Here is a 26,998-nt window from a genome sequence, read left to right on the forward strand (position 1 = left end):
GAAGCAACGGCATCAAGGACAGGCGGCCCGCAGCAAACAACGAAGCCGTCGCACATTCATAGCCCCCCAATCGCGGAGAAGTCCATGAGCATCGACAAAACGCCTGAAGCTATCGCCCACGCCGATGCCGGTCAACGGCTCGAGCAACTGACGCGCCGTGGCGCGTCGCGGCGCAACGTCCTTCGCGCGATGGCCGCGGGCGGGCTGCTGTCGATGACCGGCGCGGGCCTGCTCACGGCGAGCGGTGCAGCGTTCGCGCAAGACAAGCCGAAGCAGGGCGGCCGCATCCGCGTGGCGACGCAATCGTCGTCCGCCGCCGATACGCTCGATCCCGCGAAGGGCGCGCTAGGCACCGACTACGCCCGCGCCTTCATGTTCTATAGCGGTCTCACCGAACTCGATAACCGCCTCGGCGCGAAGATGGCGCTCGCCGAATCGCTCGACACGAACGACGCAACCGTGTGGGTCGTGAAGCTGCGCAGCGGCGTGCAGTTCCACGACGGCAAATCTCTCGCGCCGCAGGACGTCGCCTATTCGCTGATGCGCCATAAAGACCCGGCGGTCGGCTCGAAAGCGAAGACGCTTGCCGATCAGTTCAAGGAGATCAAGGCGACCGGTCCGAACGAGCTGACGATCACGCTGACGGGCGCGAATGCGGACTTGCCGGTGATCCTCGCGGCTTCGCACTTTCTCATCATCAAGGACGGCACGACCGATTTCAAAACGGCCGTCGGCACGGGGCCGTTCAAGCTCAAGGAATTTTCGCCGGGCGTGCGCACCGTGGGCGTGCGCAACGAGAAGTACTGGAAGTCCGGCATGCCGCATCTGGACGAAGTGGAATTGATTGGGATTGCAGATGAACCGGCCCGGGTGAATGCGCTGATGTCCGGCGACGTGCAGCTCATCAACGCGGTAAGCGCGCGTTCGACGGAGCGCATCAAGGGGACGCCGGGTTTCTCGGTGCTCGAAACGAAGACCGGCCAATACACCGATCTCATCATGCGCGACGACGGCGGCATCACCGGCAACGCGGACTTCCGGCGCGGCATGATGCACCTGATGGATCGCGAGCAGATGCGCAAGACCATCTTCCGCGGCTACGGTGCGATCGGCAACGATCAGCCGATCGATCCGAGCAACAAGTACTACATGGCGGGCCTGCCACAGCGCACGTTCGATCCCGAGAAGGCGAAGTTCTATTTCCAGAAGGCGAAGCTCGGCAACGCGCCGATTCAGCTTTACGCATCGCCGGCGGCGGAGGGTTCGGTCGAGATGGCCGTGCTGATGCAGCAGGTCGCGCCACAGGCCGGCATCAATCTGCAGGTCGTTCGCGTGCCGTCGGACGGCTACTGGTCGAACCACTGGATGAAGCATCCGCTCGGCTTCGGCAACATCAATGCGCGCCCGAGCGCGGACGTCATCTTCACGCAGTTCTTCAAGTCTGACGCGCCGTGGAACGAAGCGAACTGGAAGAGCGCCCAGTTCGATCAACTGCTGGTCGCCGCACGAGGCGAGCCGGACGATGGGAAGCGCAAGAAAATCTACGGCGACATGCAGGAACTCGTGCACAAGGATGGCGGCGTCGGCATTCCGATGTTCCAAAGTTCGCTCGATGCGCACACCGCGAAGCTCAAGGGTCTGGGCGGCATTCCGCTCGCGGGCCTGATGGGCTGGATGTTCGCGGAGAACGTGTGGCTCGACGCATGAGCGTGCTCTAGCAGCGGACGCGCGCCGTTTCCACGATACGGCGCGCGATATCAACCCTTCGAACGAGAGGCGATATCCGATGAAAGTTCACGCGCAACGACTCGTCGCCGCGCGCCTCGGCCTCGCGCTGCTGACGCTGCTGATCGTGTCGATGATCGTATTCGGCATCACCGGCCTCCTGCCGGGCGATGCTGCACAGCAGGCGCTCGGCCAGGCGGCCACGCCCGAACAGGTCGCCGCGCTGCGGCATCAGTTCGGTCTCGATCAACCCGCCTTCACGCGCTATCTGCAATGGCTCGCGCATGTGGTGACGGGCAACTTCGGCACGTCGCTGTCGAACAATCTGCCGGTCCGTGAGCTGATCTCGACGCGTTTGCCGAATTCGCTCGTGCTCGCGGGGCTGACGGCGCTCGTGTCCGTGCCGCTCGCGCTCACCATCGGCATTCTGTCGGCGATGTATCGCGGCTCCCTGCTCGATCGCACGCTGAACGTCCTCACGTTGTCGACGGTCGCCGTGCCCGAGTTCCTCGTCGCGACCATTGCCGTGCTGATCTTCGCGGTGAAGCTGCGCTGGCTGCCGGCGCTGTCGTATCTGTCGGACGTGTCGTCGTTCGGCGCGCTCGTGCGTACCTATGCAATGCCGGTGATGACGCTTTGCTGCGTGATCGTCGCGCAGATGGCGCGGATGACGCGCGCGGCGGTGCTCGATCAGCTCAACGCCTCGTATGTGGAGATGGCAGTGCTAAAGGGCGCTTCCCCGATGCGCGTGGTGTTGCGGCATGTGTTGCCGAACACCATCGGACCGATTGCCAATGCGGTCGCGCTGTCGCTGTCGTATCTGTTCGGCGGCGTGGTGATCGTCGAGTCCATCTTCAACTATCCGGGCCTTGCGAGCCTGATGGTGGATGCCGTCACCAATCGCGACATGCCGCTCGTTCAGGGCTGCGTGATGGTGTTCTGCGCGGCGTATCTCGCGCTCGTTCTGATCGCCGATCTGGCCCAGATCGTCTCCAACCCGAGGCTGCGTCAACGATGAACCGGAACGTCTCTTCTCACGCCACCACCGTGCTATACGACCAGCCGCCCGCCGACGCCCCGCAAGAGCAGGCACCCGCTCCGGCGAGGCGCGGCGCGGTCAGCCGCCTCGTGCATCGCTTCTCCGTGCTCGGCCTGATCGGTCTTGCGCTTGTCGTGTTCTGGCTCGCGGTCGCGTTCATCGGGCCGCTCGTCGCGCCGTATAAAGGCGGCGCGTTCACGTCGACGGAAATCTTCGCGTCATATAGCGCGGCGCATCTGCTCGGCACCGACTACCTCGGCCGCGACATGCTGAGCCGCATCCTGTACGGCACGCAGCACACGGTCGGTCTCGCGCTTGCATCGACGGTCGCGGCGAGCGTCATCGGCACGTGCTTCGGTCTCATCGCCGCCGTTTCGGGCCGATGGGTCGATGAAGTGCTGAGCCGCCTCTTCGATGCACTCATCTCGATCCCGAGCAAGATACTCGCGCTCGTCGTGATCGCGGCATTCGGCTCGTCCATTCCGATGCTGATGACAGTCGCCGCGCTCGCCTATATCCCCGGCGCGTTCCGCATCTCGCGCTCACTGGCGGTCAACATCATGACGCTCGAGTACGTGCAGGTGGCGAACGCGCGCGGCGAAAAGCTTTTCTATATCGCGCGCGTCGAAGTGCTGCCCAACATGATTCATCCGATGCTCGCGGACTTCGGCCTGCGCTTTGTGTTCATCGTGCTGCTGCTGTCGGGCCTGAGCTTCCTCGGCCTCGGCGTGCAGCCGCCGAACGCCGACTGGGGCTCGCTGGTGCGCGAGAACATCGGCGGTCTTTCCGAAGGCGCGCCCGCGGTGCTGATGCCGGCGGTCGCCATCGCGACGCTGACGGTCGGCGTCAACCTGCTGATCGACAGCCTGCGCCGTCATGGCGCGCGTTCGCACGGAGGCGCGAAATGACGACGGACATGATCGAAGTAAAGGGCTTGCGCGTGGTCGCGGGCAGCGCGCCCGATGCGGTCGTCGAGATCGTGAAGGGCGTCGATTTCACGGTGAAGAAGGGCGAAGTGCTTGCGCTGATCGGCGAGTCGGGTTCGGGCAAGACGACGATTGCGCTGGCGCTGCTCGGCCATGCGCGCGCGGGATGCGCGATTGCGGGCGGCTCGGTGAGAATCGGCGATGTCGATGTGCTCGCGCTCGATGAAAAGGGCCGCCGCGCCTTGCGTGCGCGCACCGTCGCGTATGTCGCGCAAAGCGCATCGGCAGGCTTCAATCCGGCGCGCACGATCATGGATCAGGTGACCGAGCCCGCGCTGCTCCACAAGCTGATGACGGCCGTCGCCGCGCGCGAGAAAGCCATCGGCCTCTTTCGCTCGCTCGCGTTGCCGAATCCTGAAACCATCGGCGACCGTTATCCGCATCAGGTATCCGGCGGGCAGTTACAGCGCCTGATGGCGGCGATGGCGATGATCACCGATCCCGCTGTCGTCGTATTCGATGAACCGACCACCGCGCTCGATGTGACCACGCAGATCGAAGTGCTCGCCGCGTTCAAGGGCGTGGTGCGCGAACTGGGCACGACGGCGGTGTACGTGTCGCACGATCTGGCCGTGGTCGCGCAGATGGCGGATCGCATCGTCGTGTTGAATAACGGACGCGTGCGTGAAAACGGCGCGACGGCTCAAGTGCTCGATGCGCCCGCCGACGACTACACGCGCCAGTTGCTTGCGGCGACGCGCCGTCCGGAACTCGAACTCGACGGCGCGCAAACAGCGAAGGCAACGCCGCTGCTGGAGATACGCAACCTGAGCGCGGGCTATGGCCGTGTCGATGCGAACGGCGTTCCGGCCGTGCGCGTGCTCGATGACGTGAGCCTGACCATCGCACGCGGCGCAACGCTCGGCGTGATCGGTGAATCGGGCTCGGGCAAGACGACGCTCGCCCGCGTGATCGCGGGTCTCGTCGATCGTGCGCGCGGCGACGTTCTGCTCGACGGCAAGCCCTTGCCCGCGAAGCTGTCGGAGCGCACGCTGGGTCAATATCGCCGTGTGCAAATCGTGTTTCAGAACGCGGATACGGCGCTGAACCCGAGCCGCACCATCGCCGATATTCTCGCGCGGCCAATGAACTTCTATCACGGCCTGCGCGGCGCAGCGGCGCAAAAGCGCATGCTCGAATTGCTCGATCTCGTGAAGCTGCCCGCAGCCATCGCGAAGCGTCAGCCGGGCGGTTTGTCGGGCGGGCAGAAGCAGCGCGTGAATCTCGCGCGCGCGCTCGCGGCGAATCCCGAGCTCATTCTCTGCGATGAAGTGACGTCCGCGCTCGATACGGTCGTCGGCGCCGCGATTCTGGATCTGCTCGCGGAACTGCGCCGCGAACTGCGCGTGTCGTATATGTTCATCAGCCACGACATATCGACGGTGCGTGCGATCTGCGACGACGTCATCGTGCTGTATGCAGGCCAGTGCGTCGAAGCCGGACAGCGCGATGCGCTTTCGCATCCGCCGTATCACCCGTACACGGGCTTGCTCGTCGATTCGGTTCCGGCGTTGCGTCCCGGCTGGCTCGACGCGCGACGCGCGACGGCGCTTGCCGCGTTGCCCGCGATGGGCCCGGAAAGCGGTGCGCAAGAGCTTTGCAGCTTCCGCTCGCGCTGCGCCGCGCGTATCGACGGCAAATGCAACGTGACGCCGCCCATGAAGAAGACGCTGCCATCGGGCTCGCAGATTTTGTGTCATCACAGCGCGGACGATCTTGCGCGCATGCAGTCGCTCGACACGGTGACGGCATGAGCGGACGTTTCGTGAGGGTCGCGGAGAAGGGGCGCAAGACCTTCGCCATTCATATCGACGGCCAGCGCGCGCTCGCAGCCGAAGGCGACACGTTGATGGTCGCGCTGCTGACATCGCAGGACGCCTTGCGCGATTCTGAATTCGGCGATGGCCGGCGCGCCGGCTTCTGCGTGATGGGTGCATGTCAGGACTGCTGGGTGTGGACGGCGGACGGCGAACGCGTGCGTGCGTGCACGACGCCAGCGGTCGAAGGCATGTCGATCGTCACACGGCTGGCGGACAGGGAGGGGTTATGGCCGCGACTGTAATCGTGATCGGCGCGGGACCGGCGGGCGTGCGCGCGGCGCAGGCGCTCGTCGAAGCGGGCTTGCGTCCGGTCGTCATCGATGAAGGACGGCGCGACGGCGGGCAGATTTATCGCCGGCAGCCCGAAGGATTCACGCGCACCTACGAGGCGCTTTACGGCACAGAAGCGGAACGTGCGCGTTCCTTGCATCGCGACTTCGATGCGTTGCGCGCGAACATCGACTACGTGCCCGATACGCTCGTGTGGAACATCGAGCCGAACGCGGTCCATGTGGTGAGCGGCACGCATCATCGCAAGATGGCGTTCGATGCGCTCATCATTTGCAGCGGCGCGACGGATCGGCTGATGCCGGTTCCCGGCTGGCATCACGCGGGCACGTATAGCCTCGGCGGGGCACAGGTTGCGTTGAAGTCGCAGGGCTGCGCAATCGGCTCGCGCGTCGTGATGATGGGCACTGGCCCATTGCTGTATCTCGTCGCTGCGCAATACGTGAAGGCCGGCGCGACGGTCAGCGCCGTGCTCGATACATCGACGTTCGCTCAACGCGTGCGCGCATTGCCGCAACTGCTCGCGATTCCGTCGACGTTGAAGAAAGGCATCGCGTTGATGCGTGTGCTCAAGGATGCGCGCGTGCCGGTTCATCGCGGCATCACGCCGCTTGCCATCGAAGGAACGCCGGAGACCGGCGTGCAGAACGTACGCGTGAAGCAGGCTAATGGCGCGCCGCTGCAAGTGTCATGCGATGCCGTTGCGCTCGGTTATCACCTTCGTTCTGAGACTCAACTTGCGGACCTTGCAGGCTGCGAATTCCGCTTCGATCACGCGTTGCAGCAGTGGCTTCCCTTCGCCGATGAAGACGGCCGCAGCAACGTGAAGGGCGTCTATCTCGCGGGCGATGGCGCACGCGTGCGAGGCGCCGATGCAGCCGAACGGGCGGGACGTCTCGCTGCATTGGCCGTGTTGAAGGACACCGGCGTCACGCGCAACGCAGACGAAGCTAACCGCTTGCGCCTGCAGTTGCAGCGCTTCACGCGCTTCGCCGCCGGACTGCGCGCCGCGTTTCCGTGGCCCGCTCAATTCGCCGCCGCATTGCCGGACGACACCATCGTCTGCCGATGCGAAGCGATTACCGCGGGTGAATTGCGGCGCGTCGTGAACGAGATGGGCGCGAAGGAAGCGAATCGCGCGAAAGCGTTTTCACGCGTCGGCATGGGCCGATGCCAGGGCCGCTTCTGCGCCCATGCAGGCGCGGAGGTCATCGCGGCGGAAGCACGCGTGCCGCTCGAAGCAGTGGGGCGGCTGCGCGGACAGGCGCCCATCAAACCGCTGCCGATGGCGATCGCGACGCAAGCAGACATGGAGACGAGCGAATGAGCGAACGCGCCGATGTGATCGTGATCGGCGGCGGCATCGTCGGCACGACGACTGCCTTTTTTCTGCGCCGCCGCCAGCGATCAGTGATTCTGCTCGAGCGCGGCTTGACGGGGCAGCAGGCAAGCGGCGTCAACTTCGGCGGCGTGCGCCGGCAAGGGCGTGCGCTCCAACAGCTTGCGATGTCCAATCGCGCGCTCGAAACGTGGCGGCGTTCGCGCGATTTGCTGGGCGAAGACGTCGAGTTCATGCCGTCGGGTCATACGCGCGTGTGCTATCACGCGCACGATGCCGACTACTTTCATCGCTATGCCGCCGATGCGCGCGACCATGGCCTCGATCTCGAAGTGCTCGATGGCGCAGCGATGTTCAGACGTTATCCGCATCTTGGCCGCGAGGTGCTCGCGGCATCCGTTTCGCCCTTCGATGGTCACGCGAATCCGCGACTCGCCGCGCCCGCTTTCGGACGCGCCGCATCGCGGCTGGGCGCGCGCATCGTGGAAAACACGGAAGTCGTGCGCGTCGAAAAGGAAGCGGGCGGCTTTCGCGTGGAGAGCGCAACGGGCGAGATCTATCGCGCCGAACAAGTGCTGATCTGCGCGGGCGCATGGGCCAATACGCTATCGACGCAAGCCGGCGAGCCGGTGCCGCTCGTCGCACGCGGTCCGCAGATGGCCGTGACCGAGCCGGTGCCCTACGTGTTCAGCACGTCGATGGGCGTTTATACGTCGATCAAGAAGGAGAGCGTGTATTACAGGCAGGTGGCGCGCGGCAATATCGTGCTGGGCGGCGGCCCGCCCGGTCCCGCCGATCCGGTCACGCGCCGCGCAGCCGTGTTGCCCGAGAACACCGTCGCGCAGCTGGCGCAGTTCGTCCGCATGGTGCCCGCGATGCGCCCGCTGCAAGTGATTCGCGTATGGAGCGGCGTGGAAAGCTATCTGCCGGATTCGGAGCCGATCATCGGCCCCAGTTCCAAAGTCGATGGCCTGTTCTACGCATTCGGTTTCAGCGGATCGGGTTTTCAGATCGGCCCGGGCGTCGGCGAAACGCTTGCCGAGCTGCTCGATACGGGCAGCACGCCCATCGACCTTTCATCGTTTTCCATCAGACGATTTCAACGTACATCGTCGACGCAAGCCGAATCGGTGACTTCCGAAACTTCGCCATGAGCCAAGCCAATCTGGTCGATGCACTCGCCTATATCGAATCCAATTTCGACAAGACCGTGAGTCTCGCACAACTCGCGGATCTGTCGGCGCTGAGCGTATCGCGCTTCGCGACAGTATTCCGCGAGCAATTCGGGCTGTCGCCGTACAAGTATCTGTGCGAGCTTCGCGTGCGCCGCGCGCAGACCTTGTTGCTCGCGGGCGTGCCGGGATCGGTCGTCGCCACGGAAGTGGGCTTCTTCGATCAGAGCCATCTCGCGCGGCATTTCAAGCGCTTATGCGGCATGACGCCGAGCGCGTTCATCGAACGCACGCGCGAGAAGGCGCGTTCAGCCGAGTTCGATGCCGGTCTGAAGAAGCGCGTTGTGCAGGCCGAGGCGCGGGTAAGTGCTTTCGACCGTGCGCATGTCGCTTGATGCTTCCTGAATGATCCATTCACGCACGGCCGCGACGATGGGCCTCACCGGCCGGTTCGGCGGCGTGAGCAGGCAGCAACGGCGGCTCGTGACGATGAGCTCTTCTTCGGCCGGCACCAGGGCGCCTTGCGCAAGCCAGTGCGATGTCACGTTGAGCCAGCCGAGCGCGAGCCCTTGACCGAGCAAGGCCGCCTGCACGACGATCGCATAGTCGTTGAAGCGCAGCATGCCGGCCGCATGACGCTGCCTGGACGCGAATGCATGAAAACGCTCGTGCCAGCCGCGCTCTTCGTCGTCCATCACGATGACCGTATCGCCGTGCGCGCGCGCCGCCGGCGTCTTTGCAAGCTCGTGATAACGCGGGTTGCATACCGGCAGAAGGATTTCGGGCATCACGAGCACGGCGTTTTCATCGATGTCCTCGTCGTGCACGAAGCGCATGCCGAGATCGACATCGACGAGCGGCCCGCCTATGCGCCCCGAAATCAACTGGAAGCGCAAGTCGATGGAAGGAAACGCCTCATTCAGACGGCTCATGCGCGGCATCAGCCAGTGCGTGGTGAAGCCGGTGGACACCGACAAGGTCACGGTTTCAACGCCGGTCGCTCGGGCTTCGATTTCGCGTATCGCGCTTTCTATGCCGCTGAAACCCTCCGATATCTTCCGATAAAGAATCTCGCCGCTTTCCGTTAGTTCGATGCCGCCGCGCACGCGCTCGAACAGCCGCACGCCGATATGGTCTTCCATCCGTGCGAGCATGCGGCTGACTGCTGGCTGGCTGACGTAAAGCTCTTGCGCCGCACGGGTGAAGTTGCCGCAGCGCGCGGCCGCTTCGAACACGAAGAGCGCATTCGCGCTGGGCAGTTTCTTTCGAAGGTTGGGCATGACTTCATGTTATGCCCGATCCAACAATTTTGGAATTGCCGTCAAAAACATCGCGGCTTAGTATTTTCCTCAACCTCTCTCTTTTGGACGAGACGAACGTTATGGACGCACGCGCTAAAACCGGAGTGTCGATCAGGTCCGCCACGAGGCGCTATGGCGCGGTGACCGCGCTGGATGACGTCTCGCTCGATATCGCGCCGGGCGAATTCGTCTCGCTGCTCGGACCTTCGGGTTCGGGCAAGACGACGCTGCTCGGCATTCTCGGCGGCTTCGTCCAGCCGACTTCGGGCAGCGTGTGGGTCGGCGAGCGTGACATTACATTCGCGCCGCCGCACAAGCGGAACATCGGCATCGTCTTTCAGAACTACGCGCTCTTTCCGCACATGACGGTGGGCGAGAACGTCGCGTTCTCGCTGCGCGCACGCCGCGAGCCGAAATCGACATGGGCCAAACGCGTGGCCGACGCGCTCGCGATGGTCGAACTCAAAGGCTATGAAAGCCGCAGCATCCATCAGCTTTCGGGCGGGCAGAAGCAGCGCGTCGCACTGGCACGCGCGATCGTCTTCGAGCCGCAACTGATCCTGATGGACGAACCGCTCTCCGCACTCGACAAGCAATTGCGCGAGACGATGCAGATCGAATTGCGCAGGCTGCATCGTCAGCTTGGCGCGACCATTGTCAACGTGACGCACGATCAGCGCGAGGCGCTCACGATGAGCGATCGCGTCGCGGTGCTGAAAGACGGCAAGCTCGTGCAGATCGACACGCCCGAGCGTCTTTACGACCGCCCTTGCGATGCGTTCGTCGCGAGCTTCATCGGCGAAGCGACGATGCTCGACGTCACGCGCGCCGGCGACGATGCCGTGCGGCTCGGCGACACGATCCTGCGCACGGCGCATCCGTTGCCGCGCGGTCAGAAGCTGTTGCTCGCGGTGCAGACGGAGAAGCTCGTGATCGACGGCGAGAATCGTCATGCTCATGCGAACCGCCTGTCGTGCCGCGTGACCGAAGTGCTGTATCAGGGCGAAAGCCTGCGTGTGTTCGCGGCCCTTGCCGACGGCACCGCGATCAGTCTTCGCCAGCCGGGCGGCCACGACGCCCGCAAGCGCATTCCCGCGCCGGGCGGCTCGATGACCGTGGCGCTCGATCCGCAAGACACGATCGTGGTCGCGGCCTGATCTCCATTCACCGCCTGTGCACGGGCGATTTCGACTGTCAACTTAGCGATGCAACCCGTAGAGGATGAAGCAATGAATCTCACCGATTTCAAGGTTCTGACGTTCGATGTCGTCGGCACGCTGATCAACTTCGAAAAGGGCGTGCTGGATTCCGTGCGCCGGCTCGGCGGCGCGAAAGCCCGTGATTTGACCGATGAGCAGATTTTCGAGCCCTACATGGAAGGGCGCGCGACGTATCCCGGCCGTTCGAGCCATGAGATGGCGAACGTGTATCTGCATCTGGCAAAGAAGTTAGGTCTCCCGGACGATGAGCAATCGGCGGCGGCGTTCCAGCGCGACGTGCTCGAATGGCCTGCATTCGAAGACTCGGTGGCCGCGTTGAAGCGCCTGCGCAAGCACTTCCGTCTCGTCGCGATGACGAACGCCGATCGCGTCGCGTTGTCGGCGTATGCGCACACGCTCGGCGATCCGTTCGACGATACCGTCTGTTGCGATGAAACCGGCGTCGCGAAGCCCGATCCGCAATTCTTTGCCTATAACCGCGGACGTCAGGCCGCGTTCGGCTACAAGTTCGAAGAGATTCTGCATACGGCGCAGAGCCAGTATCACGACATCGGCATCGCGACGAAGCTCGGTTACGCGACGTGCTGGATCGAACGGCGTCAGGGCATGAAAGGCTTCGGCGCGACGCCGGTGCCGGAAGCCGTCACCGAACCAACGTGGAAGTTCGCGACGCTGGCCGCGCTCGCGGATGCCGTCGACGACGAAGTCCGCGCTGCGGCCTGACGATGCGCGCTCCGTCCGCTCCGCTTCGCCCGCAACCGGAATCGCTATGGCGAGCGATGGCCGCCCGCGTGCCTGCGTTCGATGCGCCAGTCAGCACGGGCGCGCCGCTCGCACGTGATATCGATGTCGAAGTCGCGATCGTCGGCGCGGGCTATTCGGGCTTGAGCGCCGCGTATGCGCTGCAAAAGCGCGGCGTCGAATGCGCGGTGCTCGATGCGAACCCGGTCGGCTGGGGCGCGAGCGGGCGCAACGGCGGCGTGGTGTCGTCCAAGTTTCGCGTGTCGTTTCCGGCGATCGCGAGCGCGCACGGCATCGACGTGGCGAAGCGCATGCATCGGCTTGCGCACGATGGCGTGCGCACCGTCGAGGCGCTCGTCGACGAATTCAAGCTCGAACGCGCTGGTTTCGAACGGTCCGGCAGCTTGCGGTGCGCGCATACCGAGCGCGCCTTCGCGTCGATCCGCGCCGAAGCGGACTGGCTGCGCACGTCCCTCAACGATACGTCGATGACCGTGCAGTCGCGTGCGCAAGTGGCGCACGAGACGGGATCGGCGGGCTTCGTCGGCGGCGTGTTGAGCGCGGATGCGGGCACCATCCTGCCGCTCGAATACGTGCGCGGCATCGCAGCGGGAATGACCGCACGCGGCGTACCCATCTATGAATCGACGCCCGTCATTGACATGTCGCGCGCACAGGACGGCCGGGTTCATCTGCGCGCGCCCGGCGGCAGTGTTCGCGCGAAGCAGGTCATCGTCGCGACGAACGCGTATTCCAATCTCACCGATGCCACCGCTTCGTATCACCGCGAACTGGTGCCGTTCAGAAGCGCGATGATCGCGACCGCGCCGTTGCCGTCCGATCTCGACGCGCAACTCATGGTCAATCGCCGCAGCTATACGGAAACGCGGCGCATGATGAAGTGGTTTCGCAAGGTCGATGGCCGCATGCTCTTCGGCGGCCGGGATGCGTTCGGCAAGGAAGGCGAGCCAACTGGCTTCGATGCGCTGCAACGCGCGATGATCGCGCTCTTCCCGCAATTGAAGGACGTGGCGGTGGACTATCGCTGGTCGGGCTACGTCGGCATGACGTTCAACGCGCTGCCGCACGTGGGCCGCAGCGACGATGCGACGACGTTCTGCCTCGGCTATAACGGCGCGGGCGTCGCGATGGCAAGTCTCATCGGCCAGCATGCGGCTGCGCTCGCGCTCGGCGAAACGCCCGAGCTTGCCTTGCTCGCGCAGAACGGTCTGCGGCCGGTGCCCTTTCATACGCTGCGCGCGCCGGGCGTGAGGCTCGTCGCCGCGTGGTATCAGTTTCTAGACGCGGTAGGTGCATGATGACGACAGCCAAACGGATACTCCAGGACACCGCCGTGATGCATGCCGCGACGCTCGACCCCACGGTGCGCCATCAACGCCGCGAAGACCGCACGATGCTGCTGCTGATGACGCCGGCGCTGCTCGTCGTGATCGTGCTGCTGGTCGCGCCGCTCGTGTGGCTGTCGTGGCAATCGTTCGTGCACGATGGCGCGGTTTCGCTCGTGAACTACAGGCGCGTCTTCACGGGCGCGTATCTCGACACGTTCCTGCTGACCTTCAAGCTCAGCTTCATCGTGACCCTCATCACGTTGCTGCTCGGCTATCCGGTCGCGTACTTCGCGGCGTCGCTATCGCCGCGATGGAGCGCCCTCGTGCTCGGCATGGTGATCCTGCCGTTCTGGACCAGCGTGCTCGTGCGTACCTATGCGTGGCTCGTGCTGTTGCAGCGCACGGGTCTGATCAACAAGGCGCTGCTGGGCATGGGCCTGATCGACCGTCCCTTGCAGCTTTCATATAACCAGTTCGGCACGATCATCGCGATGGTGCACATTCTGCTGCCGTTCATGGTGCTGCCGCTTTTCTCCGCGATGCAGAAGATTGCGCCCAATCTGTCGCAAGCGGGCGCGAGTCTCGGCGGATCGCCCTTGCACGTGTTTCTGCGCGTGTTCCTTCCGCTTTCGATGAGCGGCGTGCTCGCGGGCGTGACGCTTGTTTTCGTGCTGTGTCTCGGCTTCTACATCACGCCCGAGCTGATGGGCGGCGGCAAGTCGATGATGGTCTCGATGATCGTGAGCCGCAATGTCGAGATTTACAACAGCTGGGGCGCGGCGAGTTCGGTGAGCGTGGTCTTGCTCATCTGCGTGTTCGCGATCTTCTATGCCGTGAGCCGCGTGATTCCGCTCGAAAAGACGCTGGGGGCGAAATGAATACATGGTCGTTCGGCCGCGTGACGCTGGGTGCATCGGTGATACTGATTCTCGCGTTCCTGATGATTCCGGTGGTGATCGTGGTGCCGCTTTCCTTCTCCGATGCGCGCTTTCTCACGTTCCCGCCACCCGCGTATTCGTTGCGCTGGTATCACGCGTTCTTCGATAACCCCGCGTGGATCGACGCGGCGAAGACGAGCTTCGCGGCTTCCTCGTGCGCGGCGCTGATCGCGACGCCGCTCGGCATCGCGGCGGCGTATGGCATTCAGTACGGATCGCATCCGTCCTTGCGCTATCTGCGTCCGCTGCTGATGCTGCCGCTGATGGTCCCGATCATCATCGTCGCGGTGGGCGTGTTCTTCGTCTTCACGCAGATGGGTTATGTGAACACGCTAGGCGGTCTCGTCATCGCGGATACGATGCTCGGCCTGCCTTATGTGCTGATCTCCGTCGGCGCCGATCTGCGCACGTTCGACCGCACGCAGGAGATGGTGGCGCGCAGTCTCGGCATGAATCGCTTTCGCGCGTTCATGGCGGTGACGCTGCCGCAAATCAAGGCGAGCGTGATTTCCGGCGCGGTCTTCGTGTTCATTCAGGCGCTCGATGAAACCGTCGTCGCGCTGTTCATCTCGGGCGGCAACAACCAGACGCTCACGCGCCGCATGTTCGTCACGCTGCGCGATGAAATCGATCCGACCATCGCCGCCATCAGCACGATGCTGACGGCGCTGACCTTGTGCCTCGTGATGATCGTCGTCGTGAGCCGGCGCTCATCTTCCGTGGCGCGAGCCTGACCATTTCACCCCTGAAAACATGCGACATTTGCAGCAGTTCTACATCGATGGCGAGTGGGTCGACCCGATTGGCGACAGGCGTCTGGCCGTCATCGATCCATCGACGCAAGAGCCGATCGGCGAAGTCGCGCTCGGCGATGCCCGCGACGCCGATCGCGCCGTAGCCGCCGCGCGACGTGCGTTTGCCTCGTTCGCAGCGAGCCGCATCGAAGAGCGCGTCGCGTTGCTGCATCGTTTGCTCGACGCGTATCTCGCGCGTTACGACGAAATGGCCGACGTCATCATGCGCGAGATCGGCGCGCCGAAGAAGCTCGCGCATGCGTGGCAGGCCGGGCTCGGCAAGCGGCATATCGAGGAGACGCTGCGAACGGTCGAGCGTTTTCAATGGCAGCGCATGAAGGGCTCCACGTTGATCAATCACGAGCCTGTCGGCGTAGCGGCGCTCATCACGCCGTGGAACTGGCCGATCAATCAGATCGTGTGCAAGGTCGCGCCCGCGCTCGCCGCCGGATGCACGGTGGTCCTCAAGCCGAGTGAAGTGTCGCCGATGAACGCGGTGCTCTTTGCCGAAATGGTCGATGCGGTGGGCGTGCCCAGAGGCGTTTTCAATCTCGTCAACGGCGATGGCCCGACCGTCGGTGCGGCGCTTTCCGCGCACCCGGACGTGGACATGGTGTCGTTCACCGGATCGACACGCGCGGGCGTCGAGATTGCGAAGCTCGCCGCGCCGACCGTGAAGCGCGTGCATCAGGAACTCGGCGGCAAGTCCGCGAACATCCTGCTCGATGACGCCGATTTCGACGCAGCGGTGACGGCGGGCGTGAACGCGTGCTTCAGCAATAGCGGTCAATCGTGCAATGCGCCGACGCGCATGCTCGTGCCCGCATCGCGTCACGACGAAGCGGTGGACATCGCGGTGCGCGCGGCGCGGCAGCATCGCGTAGGCCCCGCCGATGCGCCCGGCACGACGATGGGCCCCGTCGTCAGCGACGTGCAGTTCGAACGTGTCCAGCGCATGATCGAGATCGGCATGAGCGAGGGCGCGGCGCTGGTTGCGGGCGGCCCCGGACGTCCCGAAGGACTGGCGCGCGGGTACTATGTGAAGCCGACGGTGTTCGCGAACGTGAATCCGTCGATGACCATCGCGCGAGAGGAAATCTTCGGGCCGGTGCTCGCGATCATGCCGTATCGCGATGAAGAGGAAGCCGTTGCGATAGCCAACGACACACCGTATGGCCTCGCGGCTTACGTGCAGTCGAAGGATCAGGAGCGGGCGCGCCGCGTCGCGATGAGGATGCGCGCGGGCAGCGTCTACGTGAACCATCCGGCGTGGGACCCGGGCTCGCCGTTCGGCGGTTACAAGCAGTCCGGCAACGGACGCGAGTACGGCGAGTGGGGACTGGAGGCGTTTCTCGAAGTGAAGGGCATCGTGGGCTACGGGGCGTAGTTTGCCGTTTGCGCGGCGTTCGCCAGTTCGGCTGGCCGTGCGCCGCGCAATGCATCGGCAATGCGCTCCGCCATCATGATGGTCGGCACGTTGGTGTTCGCGCAGGGAATCGACGGCATCAGCGAGGCATCGCATACATAGAGGCCGTCGACGCCGTAGACCGCGCCGCTTGAATCGGTGACGGCGTACATGTCGCCCGATGAACCCATGCGGCATGTGCCCGATGGATGCCACGTGCCGCCGACTGACCGCATGACGAACGCGGTCAACGCGTCGTCATCACCTAGCAGGTCTTCGATCGTCACGCCTTGCGTCACGACGCTCTTGATCAACGCGCCGCGCAACGGGCCGGCCACATCGAGCAGCGCGCTCAGTGCGCCACGCTGCAGCGCATTCCACTTGCCCGGCACGGCGACAGCCGCCACGCGCGGAGAATAGCTCGACGGAAACACGGCATCGCGCGAGGCGTTCATCATCGGCGATGCAAGCGTCGCAGCGCCGAAGCGCAGCGCAAGTTTCAGTCGTTCGAGATCGCGCGAATCGCTGAGCATGGCGAAATCGACGTTGGGTTCATCGGACGCATTCGGCGATGCAAGCGTCACGCGTCCGCGCGAATACGACTTGTTGACCCAGAAAAAGATCGTGCCGAGCCGATAACCCACCGAATGCCAGCCCGAGCGCGAAAGAATGGCGCCGTGCATATCGCCCTGAACGGTCTCGGGCAAGCCGGAAGAGAAACGCACGATGGCCTGCTCGTGATGCTCGCCGGGAAACGGCGTGCGCGCGGCGCGCGGCAGGAACGCGGACACGGCAATCGACGGATGCTCCATCAAATTGCGACCGACGCCGGGCCGGTCCGCAACGACATCGATGCCGAGTGCGGCGAGTTCTTGCGCAGGCCCGACGCCGCTTCGCATCAGCAATGCGGGGCTGTGGATCGCACCGGCCGATACGATCACGCGCCGTGCTTTCAGATCGTGACGCGTGCCGTCGCCGCGAACGATGCGCGCGCCAATCGCCCGTTTGCCGTCGAACAGGATGCGCTCGACGACTTCGTCGGTGCGTAGCGTGAGGTTGCTGCGTGAGCGGGCGGCATCGTCGAGATAGCAGACCGAAGTCGGAATGCGCTCGCCTTGCGCGCTCACCGCGATGGCTCCGATAAACGTGCCGTCTTGCCACGGCCCGTTCTGATCGTCGTGCAGGGCATGACCTTGCTCGGCGAGCGATGCGAGCACGGCACGCACGAACGGCGAGATGCGCGAAGGCGGCGTGCGCTGGATGCGCAACGGTCCGTCGCTGCCGTGATATTCGCCGCTGAAGTCGCAGTCCGATTCGAGCTTGCGGAAGTAGGGCAGGCAGGTTTGCCAGTTCCAGCCCGTTGCGCCGAGTGCTTCCCACTCGTCGTAATCGGCGGGCGAGCCACGATTGGCCATCAGCGCATTGATCGCCGACCCGCCGCCGAGCAGCCGCGCCTGCTCATAACGCCGCGATCCCGGGCGCGTGCTCATGCGCGCTTTCAGCGCCTGCCAGATGTTGCGGGTATCCAGATAGGCGCGGCCCGGATAGCGGCTGCGGATCGCATCGGGCATCGAGTGGGCGGAGATATCGCGGCCCGCTTCGACGAGACAGACGCTCGTGCGCGCATCCTCGGAAAGACGCGCGGCCAGCACGCAGCCGGCCGAGCCGCCGCCCAGGATCAGATAGTCGAACACGTCGAACACGTCGAACACGGCGAGCGCGCGAGCCGCGTCACTGCATGAACTTGAGCCAGCGGGCCTTCGCCTGAATGCCCGGCTCGGACGCCCACCAATCCTCCGACATCAACGCTTGTTTCGCTGCATTGGCCGGGGCGCTCGGCAATTCGGCCGCGCGCTTGTCGGTGATCTTGCCGGTCTTGAATGCAGCGGGATTACCCGGACCGTAGTCGATATAAAGCGGCAGATTCGCCTGCAATTCCGGCGATACCGCTGCATTCACGAAGCGCACCGCGTCGCTGAGATTCGGCGCGTTCTTGAGAATGCAAAGCTGCGTGTTCTGCAGGATGCCGTCGTTGAAGGTGAACGCCACGTTCGGATCGTCCTTCATCACGGCGCTTGCGCGGCCGTTCCAGATCATCGTCATGTCGACTTCGCCGTCATGCAGCAATTGCGCGGACTGGCCGCCCGATGTCCACCATACCGTGATGTGCGGCTTGATCTCTTCGAGCTTCTTGAACGCGCGATCCACGTCGATCGGATACAGCTTGTCGCGCGCTACGCCATCCGCGAGCAGCGCGGCTTCGAGCACGGTCGTCGGGTCGTTGCGCAAGGCGCGCGTGCCAGGGAAGTTCTTCACGTCCCAGAAGTCTTTCCAGCTTTGCGGGACTTTCTTGAGCGTCTTCTTGTTGTAGCCGATGACGGTCGAATAGAACTCGTAAGGCACCGAATAAGGCGTGCGGTACTTCTCGGGAATGCTCGCGGCATTGGGCAGTTTCGAAAAGTCGAGCTTCTCGAGCAGACCTTCGCGACCGCCGCGCAGACAGTTCGATGTCGGCGTGTCGACGACGTCCCAGATCGGCTTGCCCGTCGCGCCTTGCGCCTTGATCTGCGGCCACGCATCCGGAATGCTGTCCTGGTTGATGGTGATGCCCAGCTCTTTCGCGGCGGGATCGAGAATCGCCTTGGTCTGCGCTTCCTGATAGGCGCCGCCTTGCGACACGAACGTGATCTTGCCGGCCGCGAAGGCGGGCGCCGCGCCCGCGACCGACAGCAGCAATGTCATGGCGAGCGGACGAACGGGAATGTGTGGACAGCGGAACCTTGCAATCTTAATCACGGCGTTTTCCTCGACAAGGTTGAAGCAGTGGACCTGTTGCAGGTCGCGCGGCCCCGCCCGGTTTGAGTCCGAAGCGGCGACGACGCGGGGATGATTCAAAATATATTGAGTCAATTAGGCGAGGGCAACGCCGCAATTGTTGGAGTGACCATGACCTGATGTTATGCCGCTCAGAAGATCACATAGACCTTGCGCATGGTTTCATCGACTTCCCATGTGCCTTCGGTGTTCGCCGCAAAGAAGAGCGTATCGCCGCCCGCGAAGTGCACGGTGTCCTCGCCGTCGGGCGTGAAGCGGCCGCTGCCCGCGAGAAAATGCATGACCTCCGCCTGCTTCACCGCGCGACGATACGTGCCGGGCGTGCATTCGAACACGCCGGTATCGATGGCTTCGCTGCCGGGAATGACCTTCTGCACGCCCGATACCCTGATTTCCCGCGTGCCGGGAAGTCCGGCCGTGCCCCAGTCTTCGAGTCCTTCAATCGCCACGCTGTGCCGGATCTGCTGAACTTTCATGTCTCGCTCTCAAGTACGTTGGATTCGTCGCTCTATCTTGCCGAGTCGCACGACCGTCACGCCGGGCCGCAGTTGCCGCAATGAAGGCATCACGAGCATGCAGTCGTCGTACGGTGTTTCGACAGGCTTGCCTTCCGACCAGCCGATGACGCTGCCCGCATCGGGAAACACTTCGAGACCGGTGTAACCGGCGGCGAAGCGGAAATCCATGCTCGTTGCGACGACGGGTTGCGTCACGCGCACGACGAGCATTTCCGGCGGCGATGGCTGTATCCATCCTTCGGGCGCGTCTTGTTCGTCGATCACGCCGGAGAGCACGAGAAAGCGCGCGGTCACGTCGCGGGCGACCGTCACCGCGTTCGCTTCCCAGTGCTGGCCACACTCGATGAGCAACGCGTTCTTCGCACTCGATGGATCGCCGAAGCCTTCGTAATCGCGCATGCGCCGGCCTTCGGGATGGCCTTCGTCGCAGATCACGGTGGCGGGCGTGCCGAGCCGCGCCGACAGTTCGATGCCCTTGTGGAGCGGCCCCGCGACGATCAACGGTTTGCTCTTCTCGTGCATCGAATGCAGGTCGAGCAACAGATCGACGGTGTCGATGACGGGCCGCATCGCCCGGGCGCGACGCAGTTCGCTCGAATCGCGCGAGGCGTCATCGAGCGTTTGCGCGGTCCACACGCGATTGAAGTCCTGATCGACGAAGCGCGATGCGTCGGGCTGGTCCGCATCGAAACGGCGGTATGCATCGACGTTGGCAAACGCAAGCGTGAGCTTGCCGCGCTTCGGCCGCAGTGCCGCGCGCAGCAGTTGATCGACGACGATCGCGCCGCACACTTCATTGCCGTGCGTGAGCGCGTTGATCATCACATGCGGACCGTCGATGCCCGAATCGAAGGTATGGACATACGGCACGCCGGTATTGCCCGCCTCATGCGCGCCGATGTCCGGAAACGCGATCTCGATCGGATACGCGTTCATTCGAGACCGCCCTGGCACAAATACTTGATCGACAGATAATCGTCGAGACCGTACTTCGAGCCTTCGCGTCCGTAGCCCGATTCCTTCACGCCGCCGAACGGCGCGGCCTCGCTCGCCAGCGCACCTTCATTGATGCCCACGATTCCCGCTTCGAGCAGACGCGAGACGCGGTCGATGCGCTTTGCATTCTGGCTGTAGAAATACGACGCGAGGCCGAAAGGCGTATCGTTGGCGGCGCGGATGGCTTCGGCTTCATCGTCGAAACGGAAGAGCGGCACGACAGGACCGAAGGTTTCTTCGCAACTCAACTGCATCTCCGGCGTGGCGTCGGCCAGCACGGTCGGCGCGTAATAGTTCGGTCCGATCTGCGAGAGACGCTTGCCGCCGGTGAGCACGCGAGCGCCGCGCTTCACGGCATCGTTCACATGGCGCTCGATCTTCTCGACGGCGCGCGCGTTGATCATCGGGCCGATTTGCGCGTCGGGATCGGTGGCGGGCGCAACCTTCAGCGCGGCGACGCGCTGCGTCAGCAAGTCGGCGAACCTGTCATGGACAGATGACTGCACGTACACGCGATTGGGGCACACGCAAGTCTGTCCGCCGTTGCGAAACTTCGATGCCATGAGGCCCGCGACAGCGGCTTCGATGTCGGCGTCGTCGAACACGATGAAGGGCGCGTTGCCGCCGAGTTCGAGCGACAGCTTCTTCAGCGTGGCCGCCGATTCCCGCGCGAGATACTTGCCGACGGGCGTCGAGCCGGTGAAGGTGATCTTGCGCACGCGGCCGTCTTCGAGCCAGTCCGCGACCGCTTCCTGCGCGTGCTCGCGCGACGCGCTGATCAGGTTCAACGCGCCCGGCGGCACGCCCGCTTCATGCGCGAGCAGCACGAGCGCGAGCGCGGTGAGCGGCGTGTCTTCCGCCGGCTTGCCGACGACCGTGCAGCCCGCCGCGAGCGCGGGCGCGATCTTGCGCGCGATCATCGCGAGCGGGAAATTCCACGGCGTAATCGCCGCGACGACGCCTACCGGTTCTTTCACCGCGCTCATGCGCTTGCCGCGCTGCTGCTGCGGAATGATGTCGCCGTAGATGCGCGTGGCTTCGTCGGCGAACCACGCGACGTACGACGCGCCGTACATCACTTCGCCGCGCCCTTCCGCGAACGGCTTGCCTTGTTCGAGCGAGATGAGGCGGCCGAGCGCATCGGCGTTCTCGACGATCAACGCATGCCAGCGATGCAGCACCGCCGCGCGCTCCTTCGGCAAGGCATCGCGCCAGGCGGGGAACGCGCGTGCGGCGGCATCGGTGGCGGCGCGCGCATCGGCGGGGCCGCTGTCGGCGACCTGCGCGATGACTTCGCCCTTCGCGGGATCGGTGACGGCAAAGCGCTTGCCGCTTGCAGCCGCGACCCACTTGCCGTCGATGAAGTTATCGGCGCGAATGAGATCGCTCAGCTCGTATCGTTGCGTCATGATGGTCTCCGGAAACATCAGCCCAGCAGTTGGGCGATCGCCGCGCCGACGTCCGCCGTCTTCGCCGTGCCGCCCAGATCGCCGGTACGCGGGCCTTCTTTCAGCACCGCGGAAATGGCGGCGAGCATCGCGTCGTGCGCGTCACGTTCGCCGAGGAAGTCGAGCATCATCGCAGCGGACCAGATCATCGCAATGGGATTGGCGATGCCCTTGCCCGCGATATCCGGCGCGGAACCGTGAACCGGCTCGAACAGCGACGGAAAGTTGCGCTCGGGGTTCATGTTGGCCGATGGCGCGATGCCGATTGTGCCCGTGCATGCGGGGCCGAGATCGGAAAGAATATCGCCGAAGAGATTGGTCGCGACGACCACGTCGAAGCGATCCGGATTCAGCACGAAGCGCGCGCACAGAATGTCGATGTGCTGCTTGTCCCACTCGATGTCAGGATACTGCTGCGCGATCTCGGCGGCGCGTGCATCCCACCACGGCATGCTGATCGAGATGCCGTTGCTCTTCGTCGCTACCGTGATTTTCTTCTCGCGCTTTTGCGCCAGATCGAATGCAAACTTCAGCACGCGCTCGGCGCCCTTGCGCGTGAAGATGGAAGTCTGCGAGACGAACTCGCGCTCCGTGCCTTCGAACGACACGCCGCCGACCGCCGAATACTCGCCTTCGGTATTCTCGCGCACGATCATGAATTCGATGTCGCCCGCCTTGCGATTGGCGAGCGGCGAGGGCACGCCCTCGAAAAGGCGCGCGGGACGCAGATTGATGTACTGATCGAACTCGCGTCGAAACTTCAGCAACGAGCCCCACAGCGAGATATGGTCCGGCACCGTCTGCGGCCAGCCGACCGCGCCGAACAGAATTGCATCGGCGTCCTGCAACTGGGCTTTCCAGTCGTCGGGCATCATCTGGCCGTGCTGCGCGTAGTAATCGCAGCTCGCCCATTCGATCTGCCGGTATTCGAGCGCGATGCCGAAACGCTTGCTCACGGCATCGAGCGCGCGCAGTGCTTCGGGCATGACTTCCTTGCCGATGCCGTCGCCCGGAATCACGGCAATGCGATAGGTGCTGGACATGGATTACTCCGCGTGAAGTTGACCGACGTGAAAAAGCACGCGCGTGCACAAGCGCGAGCGTGCCTTCGACAAAACGAAAGAGAGACGAGGCGTGCGCCTCAGTGTTGCGGCTGCGAGAAGAGCGTTTCGAGCGGATAGTGCGACTTCACGAACGACGTCTTGATGATGACGTAGCTGAAGTACTTCTCGATGCCGATGCCGCGCTCCAGCAGCCCTTCGATGATGCTTTGATAATGGCTCACGCTGCGCGTGACGAACTTGAGCAGATAGTCGTAGCCGCCGCTCGCGAGATGACACTCGACGATCTCGTCGACATCCTTCACCGCATTCACGAAGTTGATGAAGTCCTCGCGGCGATGATCGGCGAGCGTGACTTCGGTGAAGACAACCTGCACGTCGCCGAGTTTCTCGAGTTGAATCTGCGCACCGTACCCGACGATATACCCCGCTTTTTCCAGCCTTTTTACGCGAATCAGGCAAGGACTGGGCGACAGACCGACTGCATCGGCAAGCTCGACGTTCGTGATGCGCCCGCGCTTCTGCAATTGCGAAAGAATGCGGAGATCGAGGCGGTCCAGCTTGCTGTCGTTGCTCATCGTGGCGGGGTCGGTCTTGCATGTCGGCGGTCGGTCGATGTTATCACGCTGCCGCGCGGGAACTGCATCCGGAAACGCCCTTCAACGCAGCGCGGACCTCGCTTGCGGCGAGCACGTCGTCGAGCGTTTTGGTGAGGCGCTCGAACAGCATGTCGAAGTTCGCTTCCGTATAGCAAAGCGCCGGTGCGAAGCCGAGAATGTTGTCCCCGAACGCGCGAAACACGAGCCCGTTGCGATACGCCGCCGCCGCGATGCGATCGGGCAGCTTGAGCGATGCATCGAAGCCGCGCTTGCTGTCCTTGTCCGCGACGAGTTCGAGCGCACCGAGCAAGCCGCGATGACGCGAATCGCCGACGAGCGGGTGATCGAGCAGCGCATCGAGCCCTTGTGCGAAGCGCGGCGCTTGCGCCTGGCCGTTCGCCAGCAGGCCGCCTTCGTGATAGAGCCGCATGACTTCGAGACCGATGGCCGCGCTCACCGGATGCGCCGAATAGGTATGACCATGACCGATCGGCGCCGCTGCATCGCCGCCATTCGCGATGCCCTGATAGACCGCATCCGACATAAGCACCGCGCCCATCGGCGCATAGCCTGCCGTCAGACCTTTCGCGACCGTCATCAGGTCCGGCTCGACGCCTTCGCCTTCGCAAGCGAAGAGCGGACCGGTGCGGCCGAAACCGGTGATGACTTCATCGGCGACGAAGAGGATATCGAGCTTGCGGCAGGCATCGCGCATCGCTTTCAGCCAGCCGGCGGGCGGCACGATCACGCCGCCCGAGCCCTGAATCGGCTCGCAGAAAAACGCAGCGACGTTGTCCGCGCCGAGTTCGGCCACTTTTGCTTCGAGCGCTTTCACCGATGCATCGATGAGCGCGGCGTCGTCCGCGTAATCGTTGCGATACGCATACGGCGACGGAATGTGATGCTGCGTGCGCTGCGGCAGATCGAAGTTGCGATGAAACGCGGGCAAGGCCGTCAGCCCCGCGCCGATGGACGACGATCCGTGATACCCGCGTTGCAGCGCGATGAAATGCTTCTTCGACGGACGGCCCGTTGCGTTGTAGTAGTGCGTGATGAAGCGAATTGCGGAGTCGACTGCATCGGAGCCGCCGAGCGTGAAGTACACGTGCTGCAGCGATGCCGGCGCGAGCTCGACGAGCTTCGCGGCCAGTTCGATCGCGGGCTCGGAGCCGAAGTGGAAATAACCGGTCGCATAAGGCAGCTTCGCCATCTGTTTCGTAGCGGCTTCGACGATGCTCGCTTGCCCATAACCCGTGTTCACACACCAGAGGCCCGAGAACGCGTCGAGCAGCTGATTGCCTTCGATATCGCGCAGGAACACGCCATCGGCGGAATCGAGCACGGTGACGCCGCGCGCTTCATGCGCGCGATAGCTGACGACGGGATGAATCAGATGCTTGCGGTCGGACTCGACGAGCGACTTGATCGACATGATGCTGCTTCCTCTTCGCGAAGTGTTCGGAATGGCTCTTGACCGCTTCCATCGTATCGGCAGGAAGGCATCGCGCGCATCGCCAAAAAAAATCGCCAAATAGCGCAAATGCGGCGTTTTGAGGGGCCGCGCAGCATTTTGTGCTGAACGCTCCAGCCGATGGCTTCAGTAGCCGCGCGTGCGGTCTATCTCGCCGATCATCCGTTCCCCCGCGCGGTGACGCCGCAGATTGTCCAGCACCACGTCGACGGCGCTTTCGGGGCGCGTGGCGCTCGCGATATGCGGCGTCAGGCGCACGCGCGGATGCGTCCAAAACGGATGCGTCGGCGGCAAGGGTTCGGGATCGGTCACATCGAGAATGGCGGCATGCAGATGGCCGCTGTCGAGCGCATCAAGCAGATCCTGCTGAATCACGTGCGGGCCGCGCCCGACGTTGATGAACGACGCGCCTTTCGGCAGCGTCGCGAAGACGTGCCGATTGATGACGCCGCGCGTCGCAGCGGTGAGCGGCAGCAGGCAGACGAGGATATCGGTGCGGGCGAGGAAGGCGTCGAAGGATGCAGCGCCCGCATAACATTCGACGCCTTCTATCTCGTGCTGCGAGCGGCTCCATCCCGCGCACGGAAAGCCGAAGAGACGCAGCGTGTTCAGCACCGCCGTGCCGAGCATGCCGAGGCCGAGCACGCCGATGCGCCGCGTCGAAGCGGCGCGCACGGGCATCTCGCGCCATGCACGCTCGCGTTGCAGCGTTGCGTAGTCGAGCAGGTCCCGGTGAATCGTGAGCACCGCCTGCGTCACGTATTCCGTCATGCCTTCCACGATGCCCGGCTCGGTCATCCGCACGACCGCCACATGCTCCGGCACGGCGGACAAATCGAACTGATCGATGCCCGCGCCCACCGAGAAGATCACTTCGAGATTGGGCAGCGTCTGCATGATGCCGGCGGGCGGCTGCCATGCGGCGAGATAGCGGACGGCGGCGGCGTCGCCGATATCGGGCCACAAACGGAAGGGCACGTCCGGCGCCTTTTGCGCGAAGTGCTGCGCCCATTGCTTGCCGCGCTCGGGATCGGCCTTGTAGAGGATCGTCATGGATCAGCCTAGACCTTGATTGATGATCGCGAACTGCGCGACGGATTCGTCGTGCGGCGGCGTGCCGTTGCGCGCCATCTTGATGACGGTATCGACACGCGGCAGGCCGAGCGCCGCGAGCCAGTCCGACAGGCCGCTTTCGCCGGGCGTATCGATGCGCGTAAAGCGATCTTCGTTGCGTGCCAGAAGATGCGCGATGAGCGCCTGCGCATGGCGCATGTGCTCCTGACCGGCGGTGCTCGCGACGACCGGGCCGATCGCATGACCGCGCCCGAATTCGCGGATGAGCGCGAAGCCGAGCGTTTGCCCTTCGCGCTCGATCAGCACGCCTTGCGCGATGCGCAATAGCGCCGGCAGCACCGCGCTGCGATCGAATCCGCTTGCCCGCGATGCGAGCGCGACGAGCGGGGCGGTATCGCCCGGTTCGATCGCGCGAATGCGCTCGCCGGGCCGCAGATTCACGACTGGCACGGAGAAACTGGCGGATTGATGCTGATGGACCGCGCCGACGCGCCTGAATCCGAGCTTCGCATAAAGCGGCTCGCCGGCGGGCGTTGCGTGCAGCACGGTGATGCGGCTGCCGAGCGCCTCGAGCAGCAGTTCCATCAGCTTGCGTCCGATACCTTTGCCCTGGCTGTCGGGCGCGACGATGACCATGCCGAGCGATCCGCCCGCGTCGCCGTGCTTCCAGCAGAGCGCCGTGCCGACGACGCGTTCGCCGTCCTGCGCGATAAAGCCAGCGCCGACATCGAGCACGAAGCGCCAGTCGTCGGCGCGATGCGGCCATTTCACTTCGAGCGAGAGCGCGTGTGCGGCGGGGATGTCATCGACGGTGAAAGGGCGGTAGAGAAGAGCGGATGTTTCGGCGGCCGACACGGCATGCTCCACGTTGGAAGATGC

At 64.1% G+C, this 26,998-nt stretch carries 25 protein-coding genes; 14 read left to right on the forward strand and 11 right to left on the reverse strand.

Features of this window, described 5'->3' with window-relative positions; all coding sequences use genetic code 11:
- The first annotated feature begins 84 nt into the window (after window positions 1–84).
- The 8 genes from BG57_RS09835 (at window position 85) to BG57_RS09870 (ending at window position 8,764) form a co-directional block, all read left to right on the forward strand.
- Entirely contained in the window at window positions 85–1,707 is a 1,623-nt protein-coding gene (locus BG57_RS09835) for an ABC transporter substrate-binding protein (protein ID WP_035962619.1), read from the forward strand.
- Between the two features lie 79 nt (window positions 1,708–1,786).
- Window positions 1,787–2,743 carry an ABC transporter permease gene (locus tag BG57_RS09840; RefSeq protein WP_035962621.1) on the forward strand — a complete coding sequence of 319 codons (957 nt, stop codon included), beginning with the start codon at window positions 1,787–1,789 and terminating at the stop codon, window positions 2,741–2,743.
- Complete coding sequence (locus tag BG57_RS09845; RefSeq protein WP_035962622.1) at window positions 2,740–3,672, forward strand: ABC transporter permease; 933 nt, start codon at window positions 2,740–2,742, stop codon at window positions 3,670–3,672. The genes BG57_RS09840 and BG57_RS09845 overlap by 4 nt, the downstream gene beginning before the upstream one ends.
- Window positions 3,669–5,504 (forward strand): ABC transporter ATP-binding protein, encoded by a 1,836-nt coding sequence (locus tag BG57_RS09850; protein WP_035962623.1) that lies wholly within the window; start codon window positions 3,669–3,671, stop codon window positions 5,502–5,504. The genes BG57_RS09845 and BG57_RS09850 overlap by 4 nt, the downstream gene beginning before the upstream one ends.
- Complete coding sequence (locus BG57_RS09855; protein WP_035962624.1) at window positions 5,501–5,812, forward strand: (2Fe-2S)-binding protein; 312 nt, start codon at window positions 5,501–5,503, stop codon at window positions 5,810–5,812. Before BG57_RS09850 ends, BG57_RS09855 begins: the two co-directional genes overlap by 4 nt.
- Window positions 5,797–7,185 (forward strand): FAD/NAD(P)-dependent oxidoreductase, encoded by a 1,389-nt coding sequence (locus BG57_RS09860; RefSeq protein WP_035962625.1) that lies wholly within the window; start codon window positions 5,797–5,799, stop codon window positions 7,183–7,185. The genes BG57_RS09855 and BG57_RS09860 overlap by 16 nt, the downstream gene beginning before the upstream one ends.
- Window positions 7,182–8,351 carry an NAD(P)/FAD-dependent oxidoreductase gene (locus BG57_RS09865; protein ID WP_035962627.1) on the forward strand — a complete coding sequence of 390 codons (1,170 nt, stop codon included), beginning with the start codon at window positions 7,182–7,184 and terminating at the stop codon, window positions 8,349–8,351. The genes BG57_RS09860 and BG57_RS09865 overlap by 4 nt, the downstream gene beginning before the upstream one ends.
- Complete coding sequence (locus BG57_RS09870) at window positions 8,348–8,764, forward strand: helix-turn-helix domain-containing protein (protein ID WP_035962628.1); 417 nt, start codon at window positions 8,348–8,350, stop codon at window positions 8,762–8,764. Before BG57_RS09865 ends, BG57_RS09870 begins: the two co-directional genes overlap by 4 nt.
- On the opposite strand, the gene BG57_RS09875 is transcribed toward BG57_RS09870, so the two are convergent.
- On the reverse strand, window positions 8,678–9,649 hold the full coding sequence (locus BG57_RS09875; protein WP_035962629.1) for a LysR family transcriptional regulator: 972 nt from the start codon (window positions 9,647–9,649) through the stop codon (window positions 8,678–8,680). The genes BG57_RS09870 and BG57_RS09875 overlap by 87 nt on opposite strands.
- Window positions 9,650–9,750: 101 nt before the next feature.
- On the opposite strand from BG57_RS09875, the gene BG57_RS09880 reads away from it, so the two are divergent.
- From BG57_RS09880 to BG57_RS09905, 6 genes are all read left to right on the forward strand, one after another.
- A complete protein-coding gene (locus tag BG57_RS09880; RefSeq protein ID WP_035962762.1) occupies window positions 9,751–10,827 on the forward strand; it encodes an ABC transporter ATP-binding protein in 1,077 nt (358 codons plus the stop codon).
- A gap of 72 nt (window positions 10,828–10,899) precedes the next feature.
- Window positions 10,900–11,613 carry an HAD-IA family hydrolase gene (locus BG57_RS09885; protein ID WP_035962764.1) on the forward strand — a complete coding sequence of 238 codons (714 nt, stop codon included), beginning with the start codon at window positions 10,900–10,902 and terminating at the stop codon, window positions 11,611–11,613.
- A gap of 2 nt (window positions 11,614–11,615) precedes the next feature.
- A complete protein-coding gene (locus tag BG57_RS09890; RefSeq protein ID WP_035962630.1) occupies window positions 11,616–12,950 on the forward strand; it encodes an NAD(P)/FAD-dependent oxidoreductase in 1,335 nt (444 codons plus the stop codon).
- Window positions 12,947–13,858: an ABC transporter permease gene (locus BG57_RS09895; RefSeq protein WP_035962631.1), complete on the forward strand. Its 912-nt coding sequence runs from the start codon at window positions 12,947–12,949 to the stop codon at window positions 13,856–13,858. Before BG57_RS09890 ends, BG57_RS09895 begins: the two co-directional genes overlap by 4 nt.
- Entirely contained in the window at window positions 13,855–14,652 is a 798-nt protein-coding gene (locus tag BG57_RS09900) for an ABC transporter permease (RefSeq protein ID WP_035962632.1), read from the forward strand. The genes BG57_RS09895 and BG57_RS09900 overlap by 4 nt, the downstream gene beginning before the upstream one ends.
- Before the next feature lie 19 nt (window positions 14,653–14,671).
- Entirely contained in the window at window positions 14,672–16,099 is a 1,428-nt protein-coding gene (locus BG57_RS09905; RefSeq protein WP_035962633.1) for an aldehyde dehydrogenase family protein, read from the forward strand.
- Here the strand turns inward: BG57_RS09905 and BG57_RS09910 are convergent.
- The 10 genes from BG57_RS09910 to BG57_RS09955 all read right to left on the reverse strand — a co-directional run bounded on the left by BG57_RS09910 (window position 16,087) and on the right by BG57_RS09955 (window position 26,974).
- Window positions 16,087–17,811: a GMC family oxidoreductase gene (locus BG57_RS09910; RefSeq protein WP_052005706.1), complete on the reverse strand. Its 1,725-nt coding sequence runs from the start codon at window positions 17,809–17,811 to the stop codon at window positions 16,087–16,089. The genes BG57_RS09905 and BG57_RS09910 overlap by 13 nt on opposite strands.
- A 37-nt stretch (window positions 17,812–17,848) precedes the next feature.
- Window positions 17,849–18,859, reverse strand: a complete 1,011-nt coding sequence (locus BG57_RS09915) for an ABC transporter substrate-binding protein (protein WP_174447206.1) — start codon at window positions 18,857–18,859, stop codon at window positions 17,849–17,851.
- 224 nt (window positions 18,860–19,083) lie between these two features.
- Complete coding sequence (locus BG57_RS09920) at window positions 19,084–19,428, reverse strand: cupin domain-containing protein (protein WP_035962635.1); 345 nt, start codon at window positions 19,426–19,428, stop codon at window positions 19,084–19,086.
- A gap of 9 nt (window positions 19,429–19,437) precedes the next feature.
- Window positions 19,438–20,406 carry a M14 family metallopeptidase gene (locus BG57_RS09925; protein ID WP_035962636.1) on the reverse strand — a complete coding sequence of 323 codons (969 nt, stop codon included), beginning with the start codon at window positions 20,404–20,406 and terminating at the stop codon, window positions 19,438–19,440.
- Window positions 20,403–21,875 (reverse strand): NAD-dependent succinate-semialdehyde dehydrogenase, encoded by a 1,473-nt coding sequence (locus tag BG57_RS09930; protein ID WP_035962769.1) that lies wholly within the window; start codon window positions 21,873–21,875, stop codon window positions 20,403–20,405. Before BG57_RS09930 ends, BG57_RS09925 begins: the two co-directional genes overlap by 4 nt.
- A 17-nt stretch (window positions 21,876–21,892) precedes the next feature.
- Window positions 21,893–22,957: a tartrate dehydrogenase gene (locus BG57_RS09935; protein ID WP_035962637.1), complete on the reverse strand. Its 1,065-nt coding sequence runs from the start codon at window positions 22,955–22,957 to the stop codon at window positions 21,893–21,895.
- Between the two features lie 98 nt (window positions 22,958–23,055).
- Window positions 23,056–23,553 (reverse strand): Lrp/AsnC family transcriptional regulator, encoded by a 498-nt coding sequence (locus tag BG57_RS09940; RefSeq protein WP_035962638.1) that lies wholly within the window; start codon window positions 23,551–23,553, stop codon window positions 23,056–23,058.
- Between the two features lie 43 nt (window positions 23,554–23,596).
- Complete coding sequence (locus BG57_RS09945; RefSeq protein ID WP_035962639.1) at window positions 23,597–25,006, reverse strand: aspartate aminotransferase family protein; 1,410 nt, start codon at window positions 25,004–25,006, stop codon at window positions 23,597–23,599.
- Window positions 25,007–25,171: 165 nt separating this feature from the next.
- Window positions 25,172–26,098 (reverse strand): 2-hydroxyacid dehydrogenase, encoded by a 927-nt coding sequence (locus tag BG57_RS09950; protein WP_035962640.1) that lies wholly within the window; start codon window positions 26,096–26,098, stop codon window positions 25,172–25,174.
- Between the two features lie 3 nt (window positions 26,099–26,101).
- Entirely contained in the window at window positions 26,102–26,974 is an 873-nt protein-coding gene (locus BG57_RS09955; protein WP_035962771.1) for a GNAT family N-acetyltransferase, read from the reverse strand.
- Between the last annotated feature and the right edge of the window lie 24 nt (window positions 26,975–26,998).

The organism is Caballeronia grimmiae, assembly GCF_000698555.1.
In the GTDB taxonomy this organism is placed as follows: domain Bacteria; phylum Pseudomonadota; class Gammaproteobacteria; order Burkholderiales; family Burkholderiaceae; genus Caballeronia; species Caballeronia grimmiae.

Excerpts from the sequence above, each read along its gene's own strand:
- BG57_RS09895 (WP_035962631.1), top strand. The coding sequence starts at position 12,947 with ATGATGACGACAGCCAAACGGATACTCCAGGACACCGCCGTGATGCAT.
- BG57_RS09860 (WP_035962625.1), top strand. The coding sequence starts at position 5,797 with ATGGCCGCGACTGTAATCGTGATCGGCGCGGGACCGGCGGGCGTGCGC.
- BG57_RS09905 (WP_035962633.1), top strand. The coding sequence starts at position 14,672 with ATGCGACATTTGCAGCAGTTCTACATCGATGGCGAGTGGGTCGACCCG.
- BG57_RS09940 (WP_035962638.1), bottom strand. The coding sequence starts at position 23,553 with ATGAGCAACGACAGCAAGCTGGACCGCCTCGATCTCCGCATTCTTTCG.
- BG57_RS09875 (WP_035962629.1), bottom strand. The coding sequence starts at position 9,649 with ATGCCCAACCTTCGAAAGAAACTGCCCAGCGCGAATGCGCTCTTCGTG.
- BG57_RS09850 (WP_035962623.1), top strand. The coding sequence starts at position 3,669 with ATGACGACGGACATGATCGAAGTAAAGGGCTTGCGCGTGGTCGCGGGC.
- BG57_RS09880 (WP_035962762.1), top strand. The coding sequence starts at position 9,751 with ATGGACGCACGCGCTAAAACCGGAGTGTCGATCAGGTCCGCCACGAGG.
- BG57_RS09930 (WP_035962769.1), bottom strand. The coding sequence starts at position 21,875 with ATGACGCAACGATACGAGCTGAGCGATCTCATTCGCGCCGATAACTTC.
- BG57_RS09900 (WP_035962632.1), top strand. The coding sequence starts at position 13,855 with ATGAATACATGGTCGTTCGGCCGCGTGACGCTGGGTGCATCGGTGATA.
- BG57_RS09925 (WP_035962636.1), bottom strand. The coding sequence starts at position 20,406 with ATGAACGCGTATCCGATCGAGATCGCGTTTCCGGACATCGGCGCGCAT.
- BG57_RS09890 (WP_035962630.1), top strand. The coding sequence starts at position 11,616 with ATGCGCGCTCCGTCCGCTCCGCTTCGCCCGCAACCGGAATCGCTATGG.
- BG57_RS09885 (WP_035962764.1), top strand. The coding sequence starts at position 10,900 with ATGAATCTCACCGATTTCAAGGTTCTGACGTTCGATGTCGTCGGCACG.
- BG57_RS09835 (WP_035962619.1), top strand. The coding sequence starts at position 85 with ATGAGCATCGACAAAACGCCTGAAGCTATCGCCCACGCCGATGCCGGT.
- BG57_RS09950 (WP_035962640.1), bottom strand. The coding sequence starts at position 26,098 with ATGACGATCCTCTACAAGGCCGATCCCGAGCGCGGCAAGCAATGGGCG.
- BG57_RS09840 (WP_035962621.1), top strand. The coding sequence starts at position 1,787 with ATGAAAGTTCACGCGCAACGACTCGTCGCCGCGCGCCTCGGCCTCGCG.
- BG57_RS09870 (WP_035962628.1), top strand. The coding sequence starts at position 8,348 with ATGAGCCAAGCCAATCTGGTCGATGCACTCGCCTATATCGAATCCAAT.
- BG57_RS09865 (WP_035962627.1), top strand. The coding sequence starts at position 7,182 with ATGAGCGAACGCGCCGATGTGATCGTGATCGGCGGCGGCATCGTCGGC.
- BG57_RS09945 (WP_035962639.1), bottom strand. The coding sequence starts at position 25,006 with ATGTCGATCAAGTCGCTCGTCGAGTCCGACCGCAAGCATCTGATTCAT.
- BG57_RS09845 (WP_035962622.1), top strand. The coding sequence starts at position 2,740 with ATGAACCGGAACGTCTCTTCTCACGCCACCACCGTGCTATACGACCAG.
- BG57_RS09935 (WP_035962637.1), bottom strand. The coding sequence starts at position 22,957 with ATGTCCAGCACCTATCGCATTGCCGTGATTCCGGGCGACGGCATCGGC.
- BG57_RS09920 (WP_035962635.1), bottom strand. The coding sequence starts at position 19,428 with ATGAAAGTTCAGCAGATCCGGCACAGCGTGGCGATTGAAGGACTCGAA.
- BG57_RS09915 (WP_174447206.1), bottom strand. The coding sequence starts at position 18,859 with ATGACATTGCTGCTGTCGGTCGCGGGCGCGGCGCCCGCCTTCGCGGCC.
- BG57_RS09855 (WP_035962624.1), top strand. The coding sequence starts at position 5,501 with ATGAGCGGACGTTTCGTGAGGGTCGCGGAGAAGGGGCGCAAGACCTTC.